Genomic DNA, 17,036 nt, shown 5'->3' on the forward strand with positions numbered 1-17,036 from the left:
ATAGCAGCCGCAAGGCCGGGACCGGGGGAACGGGGCAACGAAGCTTAGGGGGTGAAGAAGCACCGGGTTGACCGCGACCCCACCCCTGCCTCCGTCCTTGACCCGGACCTTGATCCGGCGCCGCCTGCCGCGAAACACCGCGGCCGTTATTCCGGCTGGACGGCGCGGTTCGCTGAGCGCGCGGACGCAGCCGCCCGGGAGCTGCTGGCACTCGCGTTCCCAGTCGAGTGCGTCTGTTGCGGCGCCGAGGACCGGGTCCTTTGTGCTCCCTGCGCCAACCGGCTCCGCCAGCTCACGCGCCGGGCGTTCCGGGCCGAGGCGAGGGCTCCGGCGCTGGTCGACATGGAGGGCTCCGTGCTGCTGCCGGTTGTGGCGGCCGGGGTCTACCGTGACGAGCTGGCGCAGAGCCTGCTCTCCTTCAAGCGACACGGTCAGCGCCAGCTGGCGGTGGCACTGGCCAAGCCACTCGCCGCGGCCATCGCCGCCTCCGCGGCCCCGGTACAGGGGGTCCTGCTGGTCCCCGTCCCCACCAGCGGGGCGGCCTTCCGACGCAGGGGCTTCGGCCCCGTCCATCTCCTGCTGGCCCACGCGCGGCGCAGCCCCGGGCTGCAGAGCGCAGCGGTCGCCGATGTACTTCGGGCCGCCCGGGCCTCCCGGCGAAGGGGACTGGACCTGAAGGGGCCTGGACAGAAAGGACTGGGCCGTGCGGCGCGGGCACGGCGGGTACGCGGCTCCATGCGGGTGAAGGGCGGAATCCGTCCGCCGGAGCTGAAAGGAAGGGCCTGCATCGTCGTAGACGACGTGCTCACCACGGGGGCCACCCTCGCCGAGGCGGCCAGGGCCCTGGGCGCCGCGGGAGCCGTGGTCCGCGGAGCGGTGGTCCTCGCGGCGACACGCCCGCCTGTGCGCGGTGACTGTGCCGGGACAAACCCCGCACCCGTGCGGAAGCAACGGGTAACGGAAAACAAATAAACCAAAAAAGGATGAATAACAGGAGTCCATGAACTAACGTCGAACATGGGTACCAAGAAGAGATGTACCTGTCGATAGCGGCTCGGACAGGGGCTCGACTGTCCGTCAGAACGGCCCCTGGAAGTGCCGCCGTCGTGTCACCGAAGTCATTTGGAGGGCACCATGGAGTTCATGATCAGCGGTCGCAATTTGACGGTCTCGGACCGGTTCCGCGAATACGCCGAGGAAAAGATCTCGAAGATTGCATCATTGGGGGACAAGGTCCAGAGGGTGGACGCGAAGGTCACCAAAGAGACCAAAGTCCGGCAGATCGCAGAGCTGCTCACTGTCGAGCTGACCGTTCTGGGCCGCGGCCCCGTGATCCGTGCCGAAGCCAGCGCGGCGGACAAGTTCGCCGCCTTCGATCTGGCCTACAACAAGCTTCTTGAACGATTGCGCCGGGCCAAGGACCGCAAGAAGGTCCACCACGGCCGGCACACGCCCAAGTCCGTGACCGAGGCTACCGCCACCTTGGAACCGGCCAGCACCAGTGAGCCCATTTATGAGGAAGCGGCCCACTGGTCCGAGGATCGGCCGGCTGAACAGTCACCCTACGAGGTGGCGAACGACATCCCCGCTGGCGACTCGCCCGTGTTGATCCGCCGGAAGGTCTTTCCTGCTGCGTCCCTCTCCCTCGACGACGCCGTCGACAACATGGAACTCGTCGGACACGACTTCTACTTGTTCGTGGACAAGGACACCAAGGCACCGTCGGTCGTCTACCGCCGCGAAGGCTGGACCTACGGGGTGATCAGCCTGGACCAGACCTGCGAGCCGGGCGAGCCCGGCGAGGCTCCGCTGGAAGAGAAGATCATCGCCTATCGTTCTGAGGATGAGCCCGCCAGCGCCTGAGCGGCGGTTTTTCGACGAAGGGAAGAATGTGCCCGCATCGCTGAGCCTCAAGCAGGCGCGGCGGATTGCACTGGCAGCCCAAGGATTGGATAAGGTCCGGCCCGCCGCACCCGTGAGCGCACGGGCGGTGGGCCGGACCTTTGCCCGCCTCCAGCTAGTCCAGATCGATTCCGTGAACGTGCTTGCGCGCAGCCACTACCTGCCGTTCTTCTCCAGGCTCGGTAACTACGACCGTTCCATCCTGCACCGGATGGCGGGCACCCGTCCGCGCCGGATGATGGAGTACTGGGCGCATGAGGCCAGCTTCATCCGTCCCGAGCATTTCCGTGACCTCGTGATCTGGCAGAACCGCAGCTGGGTCGGCGCGCACGCCATGGATCCGCAGTTCCGGTCCGAGGTGGCTCAGCGCGTGCTGCAGGCGCTCGCCGACGGACCGCCCTTAACGGCAGGCGAACTCACTGTCCGTCTGGGCCACGTTGAGGAACGGGCCAGGGACAACTGGGGATGGAACTGGAACGCCGTCAAGCGCGTCCTTGAGCACCTGTTCGAAGAGGGGCTGGTCTCCGCCGCCTCCCGGACCGATTCCTTTGAACGCCGCTACACGCTGACCGCGAGGGTCCTTCCGCCGACCGCTGCGCCTGGTCTTGCAACCGGCGCCGGTCTTGCAGGGGGCGCCGGTCTTCCAGCCGGCGCCGGCGCGGCGGAGCCTGACGCCGCAGCCGCCATGGTCCGGCTGATCGACGCCGCTGCGCTGGCCCACGGCATCGGCACGGTGCGGTGTTTCGCCGACTACTTCCGGAGTCCGCTGCGCGCCGCCGCCGCTGCCGTGGAGCAGCTCGTCGGCACCGGTCGGCTGGAACCGGTGACCGTTGCCGGCTGGAACCGGCCGCTGTACCGGCACGTCGAGGCGAGGCTGCCGCGGACTGCCAGCGGCCGGGCGCTGCTGAGCCCCTTCGATTCACTGGTGTTCGAGCGCCGCCGGCTGGAGGAACTGTTCGGCTTCCATTACCGGCTGGAGATCTACACTCCGGAAGCCAAGCGCCGCTACGGCTACTACGTGCTGCCCTTCCTGCTGCGCGACGGGATCGTTGCCCGGGTGGATCTGAAAGCGGACCGGGCAGCGGGCAGCCTGCTGGTTCGGAGCAGCCACGCAGAGCCCGGCGCGCCGGCGGATACCGCCGTCGAACTCGCCGAGGAACTGCAGCTCATGGCAGAGTGGTTGGAGCTTGACCGGATCGCTGTCGCCCCCGTCGGGGCCCTGGCGGCGGCGCTTGCGCAGGCAGTGGACGGCCTGCATCCGCTCTGAGGGAACAGGCGCGTCCCGCCCTGCGTCTCTCCCGTAGACTAAACACGCCGGAATTCGGCAGCTGGAGACTGGGAGCAATTTCACGTGGCATCACTTATTGAAAAACTTCTCCGCACGGGTGACAAAAAGACCCTGCGGCAACTGCGGAACTATGCCGATTCCATCAACGCCCTGGAAAGCTCCTTCCAGACCTTCACTGACGCCGAACTACGCGAAGAGACCGACCGGCTCCGGGCCCGCCACAGCGACGGCGAGAAGCTCGACGACCTGCTGCCCGAGGCTTTCGCCGCCGTCCGCGAGGCGTCATCGCGGACCCTCGGGATGCGCCACTTCGACGTCCAGCTGATGGGCGGTGCCGCGCTGCATCTGGGCAACATCGCCGAAATGAAGACCGGTGAAGGCAAGACCCTCGTGGCAACCGCCCCGGCCTACCTTAACGCCCTCACCGGCAAGGGCGTGCACGTCATCACCGTGAACGACTACCTCGCCGAATACCAGTCGGACCTGATGGGGCGCGTCTACCGCTTCCTTGGCCTGACCAGCGGCTGCATCCTGTCCAACCAGGACCCCGCCGTCCGCCGGGAACAGTACGCCTCCGACATCACCTACGGCACCAACAACGAATTCGGCTTCGACTATCTCCGCGACAACATGGCATGGGATAAGAGCGAGCTCGTCCAGCGCGGCCACAACTTTGCCATCGTCGACGAAGTCGACTCGATCCTCATCGACGAGGCCCGGACCCCGCTGATCATTTCCGGACCGGCGCAGGGCGACACCAACCGCTGGTACAGCGAATTCGCCAAGGTCGTGCTGCGGCTCCAGGCGGAAACCGACTACGAAGTCGACGAAAAAAAGCGCACGGTTGGTGTCCTCGAGGCCGGCATCGAGAAGGTCGAGGACTACCTCGGGATCCACAACCTTTACGAGTCCGCCAACACCCCGCTGATCGGGTTCCTGAACAACGCCATCAAGGCGAAGGAACTGTTCAAGCGGGACAAGGACTACGTCATCCTCGACGGCGAGGTGCTGATCGTGGACGAGCACACCGGCCGCATCCTCGCCGGCCGGCGCTACAACGAGGGCATGCACCAGGCGATCGAAGCCAAAGAAGGCGTCGAGATCAAGGCGGAGAACCAGACCCTCGCCACGGTTACGCTGCAGAATTACTTCCGCATGTACGACAAGCTCTCAGGCATGACCGGCACCGCCGAAACCGAGGCCGCCGAGTTTATGAGCACCTACAAGCTCGGCGTCGTTGCCATTCCCACCAACCGGGACATGCAGCGCGTGGACCAGGCGGACCTCGTTTACAAGAACGAGACTGTCAAGTTCGACGCCGTGGTCAAGGACATTGCCGAGCGTCACGAAAAGGGCCAGCCGGTTCTGGTCGGCACCACCAGCGTCGAAAAGAGCGAATACCTGTCCCGGCTGCTGGCCAAGGAAGGTATCCGGCACGAGGTTCTGAACGCCAAGAACCACGCCCGGGAAGCATCCATCGTGGCGCAGGCCGGCCGCAAGGGAGCCGTCACCGTCGCGACCAACATGGCCGGCCGCGGCACCGACATCATGCTGGGCGGCAATGCCGAGTTCACTGCCGTCGCCGAGCTGGCCCAGCGCGGACTGGACCCGGAGGAGAACTCCGAGGAATACGAGTCTGCCTGGCCATCAGCCTTTGAAGCGGCCAAGCAGTCCGTCAAGGACGAGCATGAGGAAGTGCTCAACCTGGGCGGTCTCTATGTGCTCGGCACCGAGCGGCACGAGTCCCGCCGGATCGACAACCAGCTCCGCGGACGGTCCGGGCGCCAGGGCGACCCGGGCGAGTCCCGCTTCTACCTGTCGCTGACCGATGACCTGATGCGCCTGTTCAACTCCGGGGCAGCCGAGCGGCTGATGAACAGCTCGGTTCCGGACGACGTTGCGCTTGAATCCAAGCTCGTGTCGCGCGCCATCGCCTCGGCCCAGGGCCAGGTTGAGGGCCGCAACGCCGAACAGCGGAAGAACGTCCTGAAATACGACGACGTCCTGAACCGTCAGCGCGAAGCCATCTACGGTGACCGCCGGCGCATCCTGGAGGGTGACGACCTGCATGAAAAGGTCCAGTACTTCCTCGAGGACACCATCACCGCGTTCATCGACGAGGCGACCGCGGAGGGGACCGGCGACGACTGGGACTTCAACCTCCTCTGGACCAACCTGAAGACCCTCTACCCGGTCAGCTTCTCACCGCGCGACGTGATCGATGAAGCCGGCGGGAAGTCGAGGATCACCGCAGAGTTCCTGAAAGAAGAGATCCTTTCCGACGCCCGTTTGATGTACCAGGCCCGCGAGGAAGTGATCGGGTCCGAAAGCATGCGCGAACTCGAGCGCCGCGTGGTCCTGTCGGTGATCGGCCGCAAGTGGCAGGAACACCTCTATGAGATGGACTACCTCAAGGAAGGCATTGGCCTGCGGGCGATGGCCCAGCGCGATCCCTTGGTCGAGTACCAGCGCGAAGGCTTCATCATGTTCCAGGCCATGATGGAGGCCATCCGTGAAGAGAGCGTGGGCTTCCTGTTCAACCTGGACGTGGAAGTGACCCCGGCGCAGGACGTCGTGGTGGCCGACGGTGCGGGCCAGCACACCGAGCACCAGGAGCCGCAGGTCCACGCCGCAGGACTGGAGGCTCCGGAGAAGCCGGCCCAGCTGCAGTACACGGCGCCGGGCGAGGACGGCGCAGCCCAGACCCGGATCGAGGCGAAAACCTCGGGACGCTCCGGCAACCCGGCGAAGGCAGCGGCGCAGGAGTCGCCCCGCCGGGCCAGCAAAAAGAAGCGCCGCTAAGGTTAGTGACACAGGGCCGGAACGAAAGTTCCGGCCCTGTGTGTTTAAGGCAGCCCTCCTTTCTGGGTTTGCGCGGACGTCTAGCCGATCTCAAGCACGGTGACCCGCCATGTCATCCGGCACCGCTCGAGCCGCAGTGCCACTGCCCGGACCCGCAATTCGTCGGAGACAACGGCGCTGGCCTCGTAGACGTCGTCGGCTACCCGGCAGGCGCGGACCGATCGGACGCACGGATTGCGGTGCAACCGGCCCGCGGTGGGCGAAGAGCCCGACGCCACGCGCCGGGTCAGTGCGGCCCGGTGCTGGAGTGCGGCCAGGCAGCGTTCATCCAGCCGGCGCGCAAGCTGTTGGGCCGGCCGGGTCCCGGCCAGCACCTCGATAGCCGCCTGGACAGTGGAGCGGCAGATGGCACAGACTTCCTTCTCCTGGTCCACGAGCCGCAAAACCGGCGGGTCGGCGCAGGGCGCTGACGTTGCGGGAGTGGAATGGGGATCAGGCGGGGCCGGCGGGACCGGGACTGCGATGCCTGCGCGGATACCGGTGAAGGGGCTCATGGGGTTCCTTTGCTGTCGTTGGAGGAGTTGCGGTGTGAGTTGCCTCAGAAGCCGACGGGAATGATCAGGACCTGTCCGGGGAGCAACAGGCCGGGATCCGGGCCAATGACGCCGCGGTTGGCCTGGTAAAGCCGCGGCCACGCCAGCGCAACGTCCACGTCGGAGGCGAGGGGACCCAACGCCTCCGCGCAGATGCTCCACAGCGAATCACCCGTTTGGACGGTTACTTCAGCCGTCCTGGCCGCCCGGGCCTGGTCCCGATGCGGGGCTGCCGCCAGGACGCGGGGGTCCATTGGCGTCGGTGACGGTGTCCAGTGCGGATCCACCCCAAGGCTCCGCGGGAGCGGCAAGGGCGCCGGCGGATCCGGGGCCGGAGTTGCCGCCCGCGGCAGGGCAACAGCTTGTGCGGCCAGCGCGCCGCCGCTGGGCACCCAGGCCGCAACCACCGCTGACGCAGCGGTGCCCTGGCCCGCCGGATCCCCGGCCCGCGTTGACGCCTGCGCCAGGGGCGCCGTGGCGAGCTGCAGTCCGACGGCGGCCAGTGCCAGCCGGCGCATGAACGCCGGGCTGAACTTCCCCGCAGCGACAGCGGCCCGGTGGCTCCCGCAGCGTTCCAGCAGTGCAGCCGCGACGGCGATCAGAAAGGACAGCACCCACCAGACGACGACAATCAAGCCAGTGGTGTTGGCCACCAGTCCGATGTGGTCCTCAAAAGAGAGGGACTGCCGCCGGGCCGTGGAGGTTTGCAGGCGCTGTGCGAGTTGCGCCCCGGACCACGCCAGGAATGCTCCCAGCAGCAGGATGAGCGCCGCCATGGCTGCGTCCGCGCGCCGTCCCTGCGCCCTGCCGGCGGATGTTGCGGTGACCACCTGGTGCCTCCTTTGGCCATATCCATTTGATGCAGTTTGATGCTGTTTGACACGTTTTGGTGCCTTTATTGCAGTTTGCTCCGGAGTGAGGGTGCTTGTCTAGAGGCAGCAGGATGAAAGTGGATTGACCCCTTACGTGCTGCCGCCTACGCTGTCGCCATGCGTTGGGACGCCCTGTTTGCAGACCTGGAGGCGCAGCTTGCCGAGGCGGAGCGGCGGGGCTTGGAGCTGGAAGTGGATGAACGGGCGCGCGCGGACGCGGTCGACGTCGAGCTGGCGGACCGGGTGCGCGGCTCGGTAGGCCTTCTGGTCCGGGTCCACCTCGGCTCAGGCACGGTGTGCGAAGGCAGCCTCAGCCACGCCGGAAGCCAGTGGCTCGTTCTCGACGAGGCACGCCACCAGGTACTGATTCCCTATGCAGCGGCGACGCGGTACGCCGGGCTGTCCCGGCAGGCGGTGGGCGCGGGAACTGCAGTCCGGCAGCGCCTCGGGCTGGCGAGCGCCTTGCGGGGCTTGGCCCGCGACCGTGCCAGCCTCACCGTGACAGTGTGGCGGGCAGCCGGGGGAGAAGCCGTCCTCCACGGTGTCATTGACCGGGTGGGACGCGACTTCTTCGATCTCGCCGTCACCGCACCGGGTGAGGAACGGCGGGGCTCGAACGTCACCGAGGTGGCAACGATTCCTTTTGGCGCCCTCGCCGCGCTGCGCTCCGTTCGAAGCGCCGCGGGCTGACGGTCCGCCGGAGGAACGCGGACCGGGCTGCAGGGCAGCGGCCTCAGCTGCCCTTGGACCGGGATTCCTCGATCATCCGGCTTGCCTCGGCGTAGCGCTCCTGAATGTACTGCTCCAGCATCGTCTCCTCGACCCGCCACTGGCCCCTTCCGCCCACCTGGATGGCCTTGAGCTGGCCGCTCCGGACCAGGGCATAGGCGGCAGGCGAATTGATCTGGAGCTGCTCGGCAACGTCCGCGAGGGTCAGGAATCGTGGCATGGCACCATTTTGCCACCGGTGGGGTCGTTTGAGGCCGTTGTCCACAATTTGGTGTTGTTGGCCCCGGCGTCTTCCCGCCGGGCCACCTATTGGTAACAATAGGGATGTCCGGCCCCGGGGGTGCGGATTGCGACTACAGGGGGAGCAGGACGCATGACGGTGACTACGGCGCCCGGCGGCGCGCGGTTGAAGAAACCCTCGTGGAGGGACCCGCGGCTGCTCGTCGGCATTCTGCTCGTGCTCGCTTCGGTGGCCGGCGTCGTGTCACTGGTGGCCGCCGCTGACCAGACCACGGAGGCGTTCGCGGCAAGTCAGCCGATCGCCGTCGGAGAGCAGCTGACACCGGACAAGCTGCACCGGGTCAAGGTCCGTCTCGGCGACGTGGAGCAGCACTACCTCACCCCGGCATCCGGTGCTGACTACGGCCTGGTCGCGGTCCAGCGCATCGGCAAGGACCAGCTCCTGCCCCGGGAGAGCCTGGGCACAGTGGACAAGCTGGACCGCAAGCCCGTCGCTGTGACCATCGACGAAGCGCTGCCGCCACAAGCTGTTGCAGGATCACGAGTGGACGTCTGGGTCGCTCTGCCCGACAACCGCAACGGTTTCAGCGAACCCACGCTGCTGCTGCGGGGAGCGGAGATTGCGCAGCTCACGCCGGGGAGCAGCGCACTGGGGGCGCAGCGCTCCACCGTCGTGATGGTCCTCGTCCCGGACGGGCAGATGCCCAAGCTGCTGGGAGCACAGGCCAATAAGGCAAAGATATCGGTCGTCTGGAATCCGGGCGGAGACACCTGATGGGTATTCCGGTGGTGACGGTCGGCAGCGCCACGGAGGACCTCGTGGGCGCCCTGGAGCAGCTTCACGGCCCGGTGTCAGTGGTGCGCCGTTGCACTGAACTCGCCGAACTGCTGGCTGCCTGCCAGACCGGGCTTGCCCGCGCGGCCGTCGTCGCCGAGGGCAGTGGCGAGTTGACCGCCTCGCTGGTGGACCGGTTGTCCGCCGTGGGGGTCGCCGTCGTGGCCCTGACGGACCAGCCGGCGGAGGCGGCCAGGCTTCAGGGCATAGGCGTCACCGCTCACCCCTCCCGCGTAGCGGCCGCCGCTCTCGCCGACGTCATCGCCGGCGCCGTTGCAGGGCTGGCCGGAACGGTATGGGCTCCGGCCGCCGACGCCTTCGCGGGCCGGCCTGGGCCGTACCCTCCACTGGGCCGCGGACAGGAGCGCCTGCGCTTTTCCACTCCGGAGCAGGCACGTGGTGCCAACGGTGATGAGCGCATGGGTGCGGCGGAGCCGGCGGCGGGGCAGATCATCGCTGTCTGGGGGCCGGCCGGGGCGCCGGGCCGGACCCTCCTCGCCACCAATATCGCAGGTGAATTGGCGGCCCAAGGGAAGTCGGTCCTGTTGGTCGACGCCGACAGTTACGGTGCCAGCGTGGCAGCTGCGCTGGGGCTGCTGGAGGAGGCCGCGGGTCTCGCCCAAGCCTGCCGGCTTGCGGATCAGGGCGTCCTGGACGCTGCGGCCCTGGTCGGCGTCGCGGTGCCCGTGGCCACCCGCGCCGGTTCCTTCCGTGTGCTCACCGGCATCACCCGGGCCGACCGCTGGACTGAACTCCGGGCCGCCGCCCTTTCGCTGGTTTACGAGCGAGCGCGCGAGGTCGCCGACTTCACGGTGGTGGACACCGGCTTTTGTCTGGAAACCGACGAAGAGCTTAGCTTCGATTCGATGGCCCCACGGCGGAACGCAGCGACCCTGCGCAGCCTCCAGCTGGCGGACACCGTCTATGCCGTAGGCACCGCAGATCCTGTTGGGGTGCCACGGCTGGTGCGCGGACTCGCCGAGCTGGAGGGTGCCGTCCCGCAGGCGTCCCCGCGCGTGGTACTGAACAAGGTGCGGGCGTCCGCCGTCGGGCGGTCTCCGGAGCGCCAGCTCCGCGACGCCTGGGCTCGCTTCGGCCCCGGCTCGCCGCTGGAGGTTTTCATCCCGGCTGACGCAGCCGCCTGTGACGCGGCCCTGCTGGCCGGATCCCTGCTGCTCGAAAGCGCGCCGGATTCCTCGCTCCGGAAGGCTATCGCCGCCTTGGTTTGTGCACCTGTCCAGCGAAAGCGGAAATCCTCTGTCTTGTCTTCCACAGCAAAGCGACGGACGACCGGATAGGCTCGCCATGAGGGCCGCAACGGTGCGGCCGAGAACTTTCTTCATGGAGGCGTTTGTCGATGTCGTCTGGGTCCAGTGTTGAGGATCAACCCGTTTCGATCGGTGCCAGTGAGAGGTACTTCGCCGACTACTACGAGCACCTCGCTGAGGAGGATGCCCGCACGTACGGCGAGGAAGCGCTGACCGCCCGCTGCCAGGCCCATCTGGAGGCCGCTGCGACGCGGCAGCCAGGTGATGCACATGTCGTGATCGCGGACGAGACGGACTCCAGCGTCGTCTATATCGTCACCGACGACATGCCTTTCCTGGTGGACTCGGTCAACGCAGAACTGGTCCGGCAGAAGTCCCCGATTCGGCTCGTCATGCACCCCCTCTTCGTCGTGACCCGAAACCGTGCGACCGGCCGGCTGGTGAAGGTCGCACGGGTTCCCTCGCATCTTGGCATCTCCAGCGGCGACACGGCGGCGATGCCCAATCTCTCGCACCTGATCGCCCAGGGCGACAACGCCTCGCACATGGAATCCTGGATTGCTGTCGAAATCGGCCGAGTGGACGATGAGAAACGCCAGCAGCTCGTCGAGGGCCTGCAGCGGGTGCTCGGCGATGTCCGGGCAGCCGTCGAGGACTGGCCGAGAATGCGCAACAAAGCGCGCGAAGTGTCCGACGGCCTCGACAAGGTAACCAACGCCGCCGACGTCGCCGGACTCCGCCAGGCGCAGGAGCTGCTCCGCTGGCTGGACGACGGGAACTTCACCTTCCTCGGTTACCGGGAGTACGACCTGCGCAGCGAGTCCGGCGAAGATGTGCTGGAACTGCGCGAGGAGAGCGGCCTCGGCTTGCTGCGCGACGGCGGTGACACCCGCCACCAAATCCAGCACCTGACCGAAACGGGACGGAAAAAGGCGCGCGAAAAGAGCGCCCTGGTCATTACCAAAGCAAACTCCCGGTCCACCGTGCATCGCTCGGCCTACCTGGACTACATCGGTATTAAGAGCTTCGACGCGGCCGGCAACGTCAACGGAGAACGGCGCTTCATCGGTCTGTTCGCCACGACCGCCTACGCCGGCTCGGTCCGCGACATCCCGGTGGTCCGCGAAAAGGTCGACGCCGTGCTGCGCGAGGCCGGGTTCCCGCCGGACTCGCACTCCGGCAAGGACTTGTTGGGCATCCTCGAGACCTACCCGCGCGATGAGCTTTTCCAAATTGAGATTCCCGAGCTTGCTGCCATCGCCACCGGCATCCAGCGGCTTCAGGAACGCCGCCGGACCCGGCTCTTCCTCCGCCCGGACATTTACGGCCGCTTCATGTCCGCGCTCGTCTACCTGCCGCGCGACCGGTACACCACCAACGTCCGGCTGCGCATTGAAAAGGAATTGCGGGAAACCTTCGCCGCGGTCTCCATCGACTATGAGGCGAGGATGACCGAATCTGCCCTCGCCCGGCTGTTCTTCCGGATCCGGCTCCCCAAGGACGCCGACACCGCGCACGTCAACAGCGATGAGCTGGAGAAGCGGCTGGTCCGGGCAGCGCGCTCCTGGAGTGAGGGCATCGCGGAGGTGCTCCGCGCCAGAGCCAGCGCGGACGGCGAAAACGGTGCCAAGGAACTCGCTGCGGTCTGGGCCGAGGCCTTTCCCGCCAGCTACCGCGTTGACTACGAGGTCGAGGACGCGCTGGAGGATATTGCCCGCTTCGAAAAATACGGCGCTGCCGCCGAGCGCGGCGGCGAGGCCGCGCAAGAGCAGCCCGGCGTCCACGTTTACCTGCCCGCCGGTGCCGGTGCGACGCTTGAGGAGGACGCCCGCGTCAAGCTGTACATGCTGGAGCCCAAGAGCCTGAGCCAGATCCTGCCGTTCTTCCACAATCTCGGCCTTGAGGTCCTGGATGAACGGCCCTTCGAGATCGAAACCTCTGACCGCCGCGACTTTTTCCTCTATGACCTCGGCCTGAAGTACCCGACCGGAGTGGACCCCGTGAAGACCGGGGCCCTGTTGGCGGAATCCTTCGGCGCGGCGGTGTCCGGGGCGGTGGAATCGGACAGCTTCGACCGGCTGGTCCTGCGCGAAGGAATGGACTCACGCCAGGTGGTCGTCCTGCGTGCCTACGCCAAGTACATGCGGCAAATGGGAAACACCAACTCCTTCGAGTTCATGGCCGACACGCTGCTGGCCAACCCCGACGTCGCCCGCGGACTGAATGCGCTGTTCGCCGCACGTTTCGACCCGGCGGTGACCGGCGAGGAACGCGAAAACCGGCAGGCCGAAGTCCGCACCGGTCTGGACGCGGCCATCGAACAGGTCGCAACGCTGGACGCGGACCGGGTTCTGCGGACCTTCAAGAACCTGATCCAGGCCACACTGCGGACCAACTTCTTCCAGAACAAGAGCCACGTCAGCTTTAAGCTCGACCCCTCCGGCATCGATGGCCTGCCCTTTCCGCGGCCGATGTTCGAGATCTGGGTCTACTCGCCCCGGGTCGAGGGCGTCCACCTGCGCTTCGGCAAGGTGGCACGCGGCGGACTGCGCTGGTCGGACCGCCGGGAAGATTTCCGGACCGAAATCCTCGGCCTGGTCAAGGCCCAGACGGTTAAGAACGCCGTGATTGTCCCCACCGGTGCCAAGGGCGGCTTCTACGCCAAGCAACTGCCGGACCCCGCCGCGGACCGCAGCGCCTGGATGGCTGAGGGCATCGAGAGCTACAAGACCTTCATCAGAGGCTTGCTGGACGTCACCGACAACCTCGTCACCTCACCGCAGGGTGAAACCCTGGTGCCCCCAGCCGGCGTCGTGTGCCATGACGATGCTGATTCCTACCTCGTCGTGGCGGCTGACAAGGGAACCGCCTCGTTCTCTGACATCGCCAACGGCCTCGCTGCCGAATACGGGTTCTGGCTCGGTGACGCCTTCGCATCCGGCGGGTCCGTCGGCTACGACCACAAGGCCATGGGCATCACCGCGCGCGGCGCCTGGGAATCGGTCAAGCGCCACTTCAGCGAACTGGATCTGGACACACAGGCCGACCCGTTCACCGTCGTCGGTGTCGGCGACATGTCAGGGGACGTGTTCGGCAACGGCATGCTGCTCTCACGGCACATCCGGCTGCTCGCCGCGTTCGACCACCGGCACATCTTCCTGGACCCGAATCCTGACGAAGCTGCGTCCTTCGCCGAGCGGCAGCGGCTCTTCGAGCTTCCCCGCTCCTCCTGGGACGACTACGACAAGTCCCTGATCAGCGAAGGCGGCGGCGTATTCGCCCGCCAGGCCAAGTCGATTCCGGTTTCGCCGCAGGTCCGGGCCGCGCTGGGACTGCCGGAGGCAACCACGCAGCTCAGCCCGCCGGAACTGCTCCGCGCGATCCTGCTGGCCCCGGCGGACCTGCTGTACAACGGCGGCATCGGCACTTACGTCAAGGCGAGCACCGAGACGAACGCCGCCGTCGGCGACAAGGCCAACGACGCCATCCGCGTCGACGGCCGGGAACTGCGGGTTAAAGTCGTCGGCGAAGGTGGAAACCTGGGCATGACCCAGCGGGGCCGCATCGAAGCCGCGCTGCAGGGCGTCATCCTGAACACCGACGCCATCGACAACTCGGCGGGCGTGGACTGCTCCGACCACGAAGTCAACATCAAGATCTTCGTCGACCGCATGGTGGCCGCGGGCAAGCTGGACCCGTCCGAACGCGCAGAGTTCCTCGCCTCGATGACCGACGAAGTCGGCCGCCTGGTACTTGAGGACAACATCGACCAGAACATCCTGCTCCTCAATGACCGGATGCGCGTCGCGGAGTGGAGCCCCAGCTATGAACGGCTGATGGACTGGCTGGAGAAATCTGCTGACCTCAAGCGCGAACTGGAGGCGCTGCCCACCACCGGGACGCTGCGCGAGCGGCTCGAACAGGGCCAGGGCCTGACCTCGCCGGAACTGTCCGTGCTGGCCGCTTACGCCAAGATCGAGCTTGCCACCGCGCTGCGCGACAGCAACCTGGCGGAGGATCCGTGGTTCCGCAAGACGCTCCGGGCGTACTTCCCGAAGCAGCTTCGGGAACGGTTCGACGCCGACCTCGACACGCACCCGCTGCGCCGGGAAATCATCGCCACTGTCGTCGCCAACGACATGATCAACCTGGGCGGCATTACCTTCGCGTTCCGCGCCATGGAGGAAACTTCCGCCAGCGAGGTCGCTGTCGCCAAGGCATTCGTTGCTTTGCGGGAGGTATACGAACTGGACATCATGGTTCAGGAGCTCAACGATCTGCCGGCGTCGTTCCCCACCGAGCACTGGAGCACCGTCCACCTGGATATTCGCAGGCTCCTGGACCGCGCGGTCCGCTGGGTTCTGAGCCAGGGCAACACCGCACGCCCGATCGCCGACGTCGTGAACGACTTCAAGCCGTTGATGGACCCGATGCGGGCACGGCTGCTTGAGTACCTGCGCGGCGACGACCGCGAGCGGGTGTCGCAGTGGCTTGCGAAGGCCCGCAGCTGGGAGCTTCCCGAGGACCTCGCGCACCGCTGGGCCGAGCTCTTCGAAAGCTTCGTACTGCTGGACATCGCGAAGATCGCCCACGCCAGCAGCGAGCCGGTAGAAAACATCGCCCACGTCTACTACACCGTCTTCAACCGCTTCCACGCGGACTCGCTGCTTGAGCGCATCAGCAAGCTGCCCCGCGAAGACCGCTGGCAGGCCCTGGCTCGTGCAGCGCTGCGTGATGACCTGTACTCGACCGTGTCCGACATGACGACTGCGGTGCTGGAAGCGACGCCCGCGGACATGCCGGCGGAGGAACGGCTGGTGGCGTGGGAAAGCAAGAACGTTGAGCAACTGGAACGGGCGAAGAGCATGTTTGACGAGGTGAACGCGCTCGAGGCAGATGACATGGCCTCGCTCTCGGTAGCATTGAGGCTCTTGAGGTCAATCGTTCGACGCTAGGGTCTGCCGGCCCCCGCGACGCAAATGGAGGTGCTGTGGCAATCTTTACGGACCCTATCAGGGAGCATGCTGATTTCGGGCCGGGGGATGCCGAGTGGCTGCACTTGCTCGTGGGGGACTGGCAGATGGTGGCCGACCTTGCCTTTGCCGACCTTGCCTTGTGGTTTCCGCATCCCGAGCTCGGTTACGTTGCGCTGGCCCACGTCCGCCCCTCCACCTCGCATACGGTGTTCCACGCCGACTTCGTGGGGGAGGGCATTCGCTCAGACTTGAAGCGGCTCGTCGACAAGGCGTGGGAGAGCCGCGTGATTGAACGCTCCAACGAGACCAACTGGAGCAGTGACCTGGCAATGCGGGTGGAGGCCGTCCCGATGGTCCGCAACGGCAGGACCCTCGCTGTTGTCACCTCACACATGGACCTGTCCAGCTCCCGGATGCCCTCACGGCTCGAACTGACGTACCGGCAGTGCGCGTACGACCTGCTGCGCATGGGAACCCTGGGCCTCTGGCCGGACTTCGCCTCGCCCACCGGCTCCCGCCGTGGCGCGCCCCGGGTGGGGGACGGCTTGATCCGGCTCGATGCCGAAGGGATTGTGCAGTACGCGAGCCCGAACGGCGTGTCCGCCTTCCGCCGGCTCGGTGACGGGGAGTCGCTTGAGGGGCGGTCGCTGGCCGAGGTCACCGCTGGTCTGCTGCGGGATCGCCGCATGGTCGATGAGACGCTACCCCTGGTGGTCACGGGGCGTATGCCGTGGCGCAGCGAAATCGAATCCCGCGGTGTCAGCCTCTCACTGCGGGCCATTCCACTGCGGGACGAGCAGCAGCGCTTCGGGGCGCTCGTGCTGTGCCGCGACGTTTCGGAGCTGCGCCGGCGGGAGATGGAACTCGTCACCAAGGACGCCACCATCCGCGAGATCCATCACCGCGTCAAGAACAACCTGCAGACGGTGGCGGCCTTGCTGCGCATGCAGTCGCGCCGGATGGTCAGCGACGAGGCCAAGCAGGGACTCGAGCAGGCCATGCGGCGGGTCGCCACCATCGCCCTGGTGCATGAAACGCTCTCCCAGGGCCTGACCCAGAGCGTGGACTTCGACGAACTGATTGGGCGCCAGTTCCGCTTGTCTGCCGAGGTGGCGTCCCCTTCGCAACAGGTGAAAACCCAGCGCTCGGGGCTGTTCGGCGAACTGCCCAGCGATTTTGCCACACCGTTGGCCCTGGTCATCAACGAACTGGTGACCAATGCCGTCGAGCACGGGCTTGAGGGCCGGGCCGGGACTGTCTGGCTACTCGCCGACCGTTCGGAAAGCGAAGACGGCGACGAACTGCTGACCGTCACCGTGGCGGACGACGGCGTTGGTCTGCCGGCGGGGTCCTACGCGGAAGGGCTGGGCCTGCAGATTGTGCGCACCCTGGTGACGAGCGAATTGGGCGGCAGTATCCAGTGGAAGCCTCGGGAGGGCGGCGGAACGGCCGTGCAGGTGGTCCTGAGCCTCGAATCACGCTAAAGGCCGCGTTGAACGCAATGGCCCCGGACCGTTGGTCCGGGGCCATT

General features: G+C 66.7%; 12 protein-coding genes. 9 read left to right on the forward strand and 3 right to left on the reverse strand.

The genetic code is table 11. From position 1 onward, the window contains the following. Positions 1 to 51: 51 nt before the first annotated feature. The 4 genes from QFZ61_RS08675 to secA all read left to right on the forward strand — a co-directional run bounded on the left by QFZ61_RS08675 (position 52) and on the right by secA (position 5,992). Positions 52 to 972, forward strand: coding sequence for a ComF family protein (locus QFZ61_RS08675; RefSeq protein ID WP_307035163.1), 921 nt, complete (start codon positions 52 to 54; stop codon positions 970 to 972). 162 nt (positions 973 to 1,134) lie between these two features. Next, positions 1,135 to 1,863 (forward strand): ribosome hibernation-promoting factor, HPF/YfiA family, encoded by a 729-nt coding sequence (hpf, locus tag QFZ61_RS08680; protein WP_307035166.1) that lies wholly within the window; start codon positions 1,135 to 1,137, stop codon positions 1,861 to 1,863. 28 nt (positions 1,864 to 1,891) lie between these two features. Further along, positions 1,892 to 3,169 carry a winged helix-turn-helix domain-containing protein gene (locus tag QFZ61_RS08685; RefSeq protein WP_307038079.1) on the forward strand — a complete coding sequence of 426 codons (1,278 nt, stop codon included), beginning with the start codon at positions 1,892 to 1,894 and terminating at the stop codon, positions 3,167 to 3,169. Between the two features lie 84 nt (positions 3,170 to 3,253). After that, complete coding sequence (secA, locus tag QFZ61_RS08690) at positions 3,254 to 5,992, forward strand: preprotein translocase subunit SecA (protein WP_307035168.1); 2,739 nt, start codon at positions 3,254 to 3,256, stop codon at positions 5,990 to 5,992. Positions 5,993 to 6,072: 80 nt separating this feature from the next. Here secA and QFZ61_RS08695 read toward each other — a convergent pair whose 3' ends face one another. Continuing rightward, positions 6,073 to 6,546 carry an Rv3235 family protein gene (locus QFZ61_RS08695; RefSeq protein ID WP_307035170.1) on the reverse strand — a complete coding sequence of 158 codons (474 nt, stop codon included), beginning with the start codon at positions 6,544 to 6,546 and terminating at the stop codon, positions 6,073 to 6,075. A gap of 44 nt (positions 6,547 to 6,590) precedes the next feature. Further along, positions 6,591 to 7,415 carry a LysM peptidoglycan-binding domain-containing protein gene (locus tag QFZ61_RS08700; protein WP_307035171.1) on the reverse strand — a complete coding sequence of 275 codons (825 nt, stop codon included), beginning with the start codon at positions 7,413 to 7,415 and terminating at the stop codon, positions 6,591 to 6,593. Positions 7,416 to 7,574: 159 nt separating this feature from the next. Between QFZ61_RS08700 and QFZ61_RS08705 the strand changes: the two genes are divergently transcribed. Beyond that, positions 7,575 to 8,147, forward strand: a complete 573-nt coding sequence (locus QFZ61_RS08705; protein ID WP_307035173.1) for a hypothetical protein — start codon at positions 7,575 to 7,577, stop codon at positions 8,145 to 8,147. Between the two features lie 43 nt (positions 8,148 to 8,190). On the opposite strand, the gene QFZ61_RS08710 is transcribed toward QFZ61_RS08705, so the two are convergent. Then, positions 8,191 to 8,406 (reverse strand): helix-turn-helix domain-containing protein, encoded by a 216-nt coding sequence (locus tag QFZ61_RS08710; RefSeq protein ID WP_307035175.1) that lies wholly within the window; start codon positions 8,404 to 8,406, stop codon positions 8,191 to 8,193. Positions 8,407 to 8,559: 153 nt separating this feature from the next. Here QFZ61_RS08710 and QFZ61_RS08715 point away from each other — a divergent pair, with 153 nt between their 5' ends. From QFZ61_RS08715 to QFZ61_RS08730, 4 genes are read left to right on the forward strand one after another with little or no spacing between them, the layout of a single operon-like run. Then, positions 8,560 to 9,201 carry a hypothetical protein gene (locus QFZ61_RS08715; RefSeq protein WP_307035177.1) on the forward strand — a complete coding sequence of 214 codons (642 nt, stop codon included), beginning with the start codon at positions 8,560 to 8,562 and terminating at the stop codon, positions 9,199 to 9,201. Next, entirely contained in the window at positions 9,201 to 10,559 is a 1,359-nt protein-coding gene (locus QFZ61_RS08720) for a chromosome partitioning protein (protein WP_307035179.1), read from the forward strand. Before QFZ61_RS08715 ends, QFZ61_RS08720 begins: the two co-directional genes overlap by 1 nt. Positions 10,560 to 10,618: 59 nt before the next feature. Then, a complete protein-coding gene (locus QFZ61_RS08725) occupies positions 10,619 to 15,484 on the forward strand; it encodes an NAD-glutamate dehydrogenase (RefSeq protein ID WP_307035181.1) in 4,866 nt (1,621 codons plus the stop codon). A 35-nt stretch (positions 15,485 to 15,519) separates the two neighbouring features. Next, positions 15,520 to 16,989, forward strand: a complete 1,470-nt coding sequence (locus QFZ61_RS08730; protein ID WP_307035183.1) for a sensor histidine kinase — start codon at positions 15,520 to 15,522, stop codon at positions 16,987 to 16,989. Positions 16,990 to 17,036: the final 47 nt, after the last annotated feature.

Source organism: Arthrobacter sp. B3I4 (genome assembly GCF_030816855.1).
Lineage (GTDB): Bacteria > Actinomycetota > Actinomycetes > Actinomycetales > Micrococcaceae > Arthrobacter.

Coding starts and splice junctions, on each gene's coding strand:
- hpf (WP_307035166.1), top strand. CDS start 1,135: ATGGAGTTCATGATCAGCGGTCGCAATTTGACGGTCTCGGACCGGTTC.
- QFZ61_RS08695 (WP_307035170.1), bottom strand. CDS start 6,546: ATGAGCCCCTTCACCGGTATCCGCGCAGGCATCGCAGTCCCGGTCCCG.
- QFZ61_RS08705 (WP_307035173.1), top strand. CDS start 7,575: ATGCGTTGGGACGCCCTGTTTGCAGACCTGGAGGCGCAGCTTGCCGAG.
- QFZ61_RS08710 (WP_307035175.1), bottom strand. CDS start 8,406: ATGCCACGATTCCTGACCCTCGCGGACGTTGCCGAGCAGCTCCAGATC.
- QFZ61_RS08715 (WP_307035177.1), top strand. CDS start 8,560: ATGACGGTGACTACGGCGCCCGGCGGCGCGCGGTTGAAGAAACCCTCG.
- QFZ61_RS08720 (WP_307035179.1), top strand. CDS start 9,201: ATGGGTATTCCGGTGGTGACGGTCGGCAGCGCCACGGAGGACCTCGTG.
- QFZ61_RS08725 (WP_307035181.1), top strand. CDS start 10,619: ATGTCGTCTGGGTCCAGTGTTGAGGATCAACCCGTTTCGATCGGTGCC.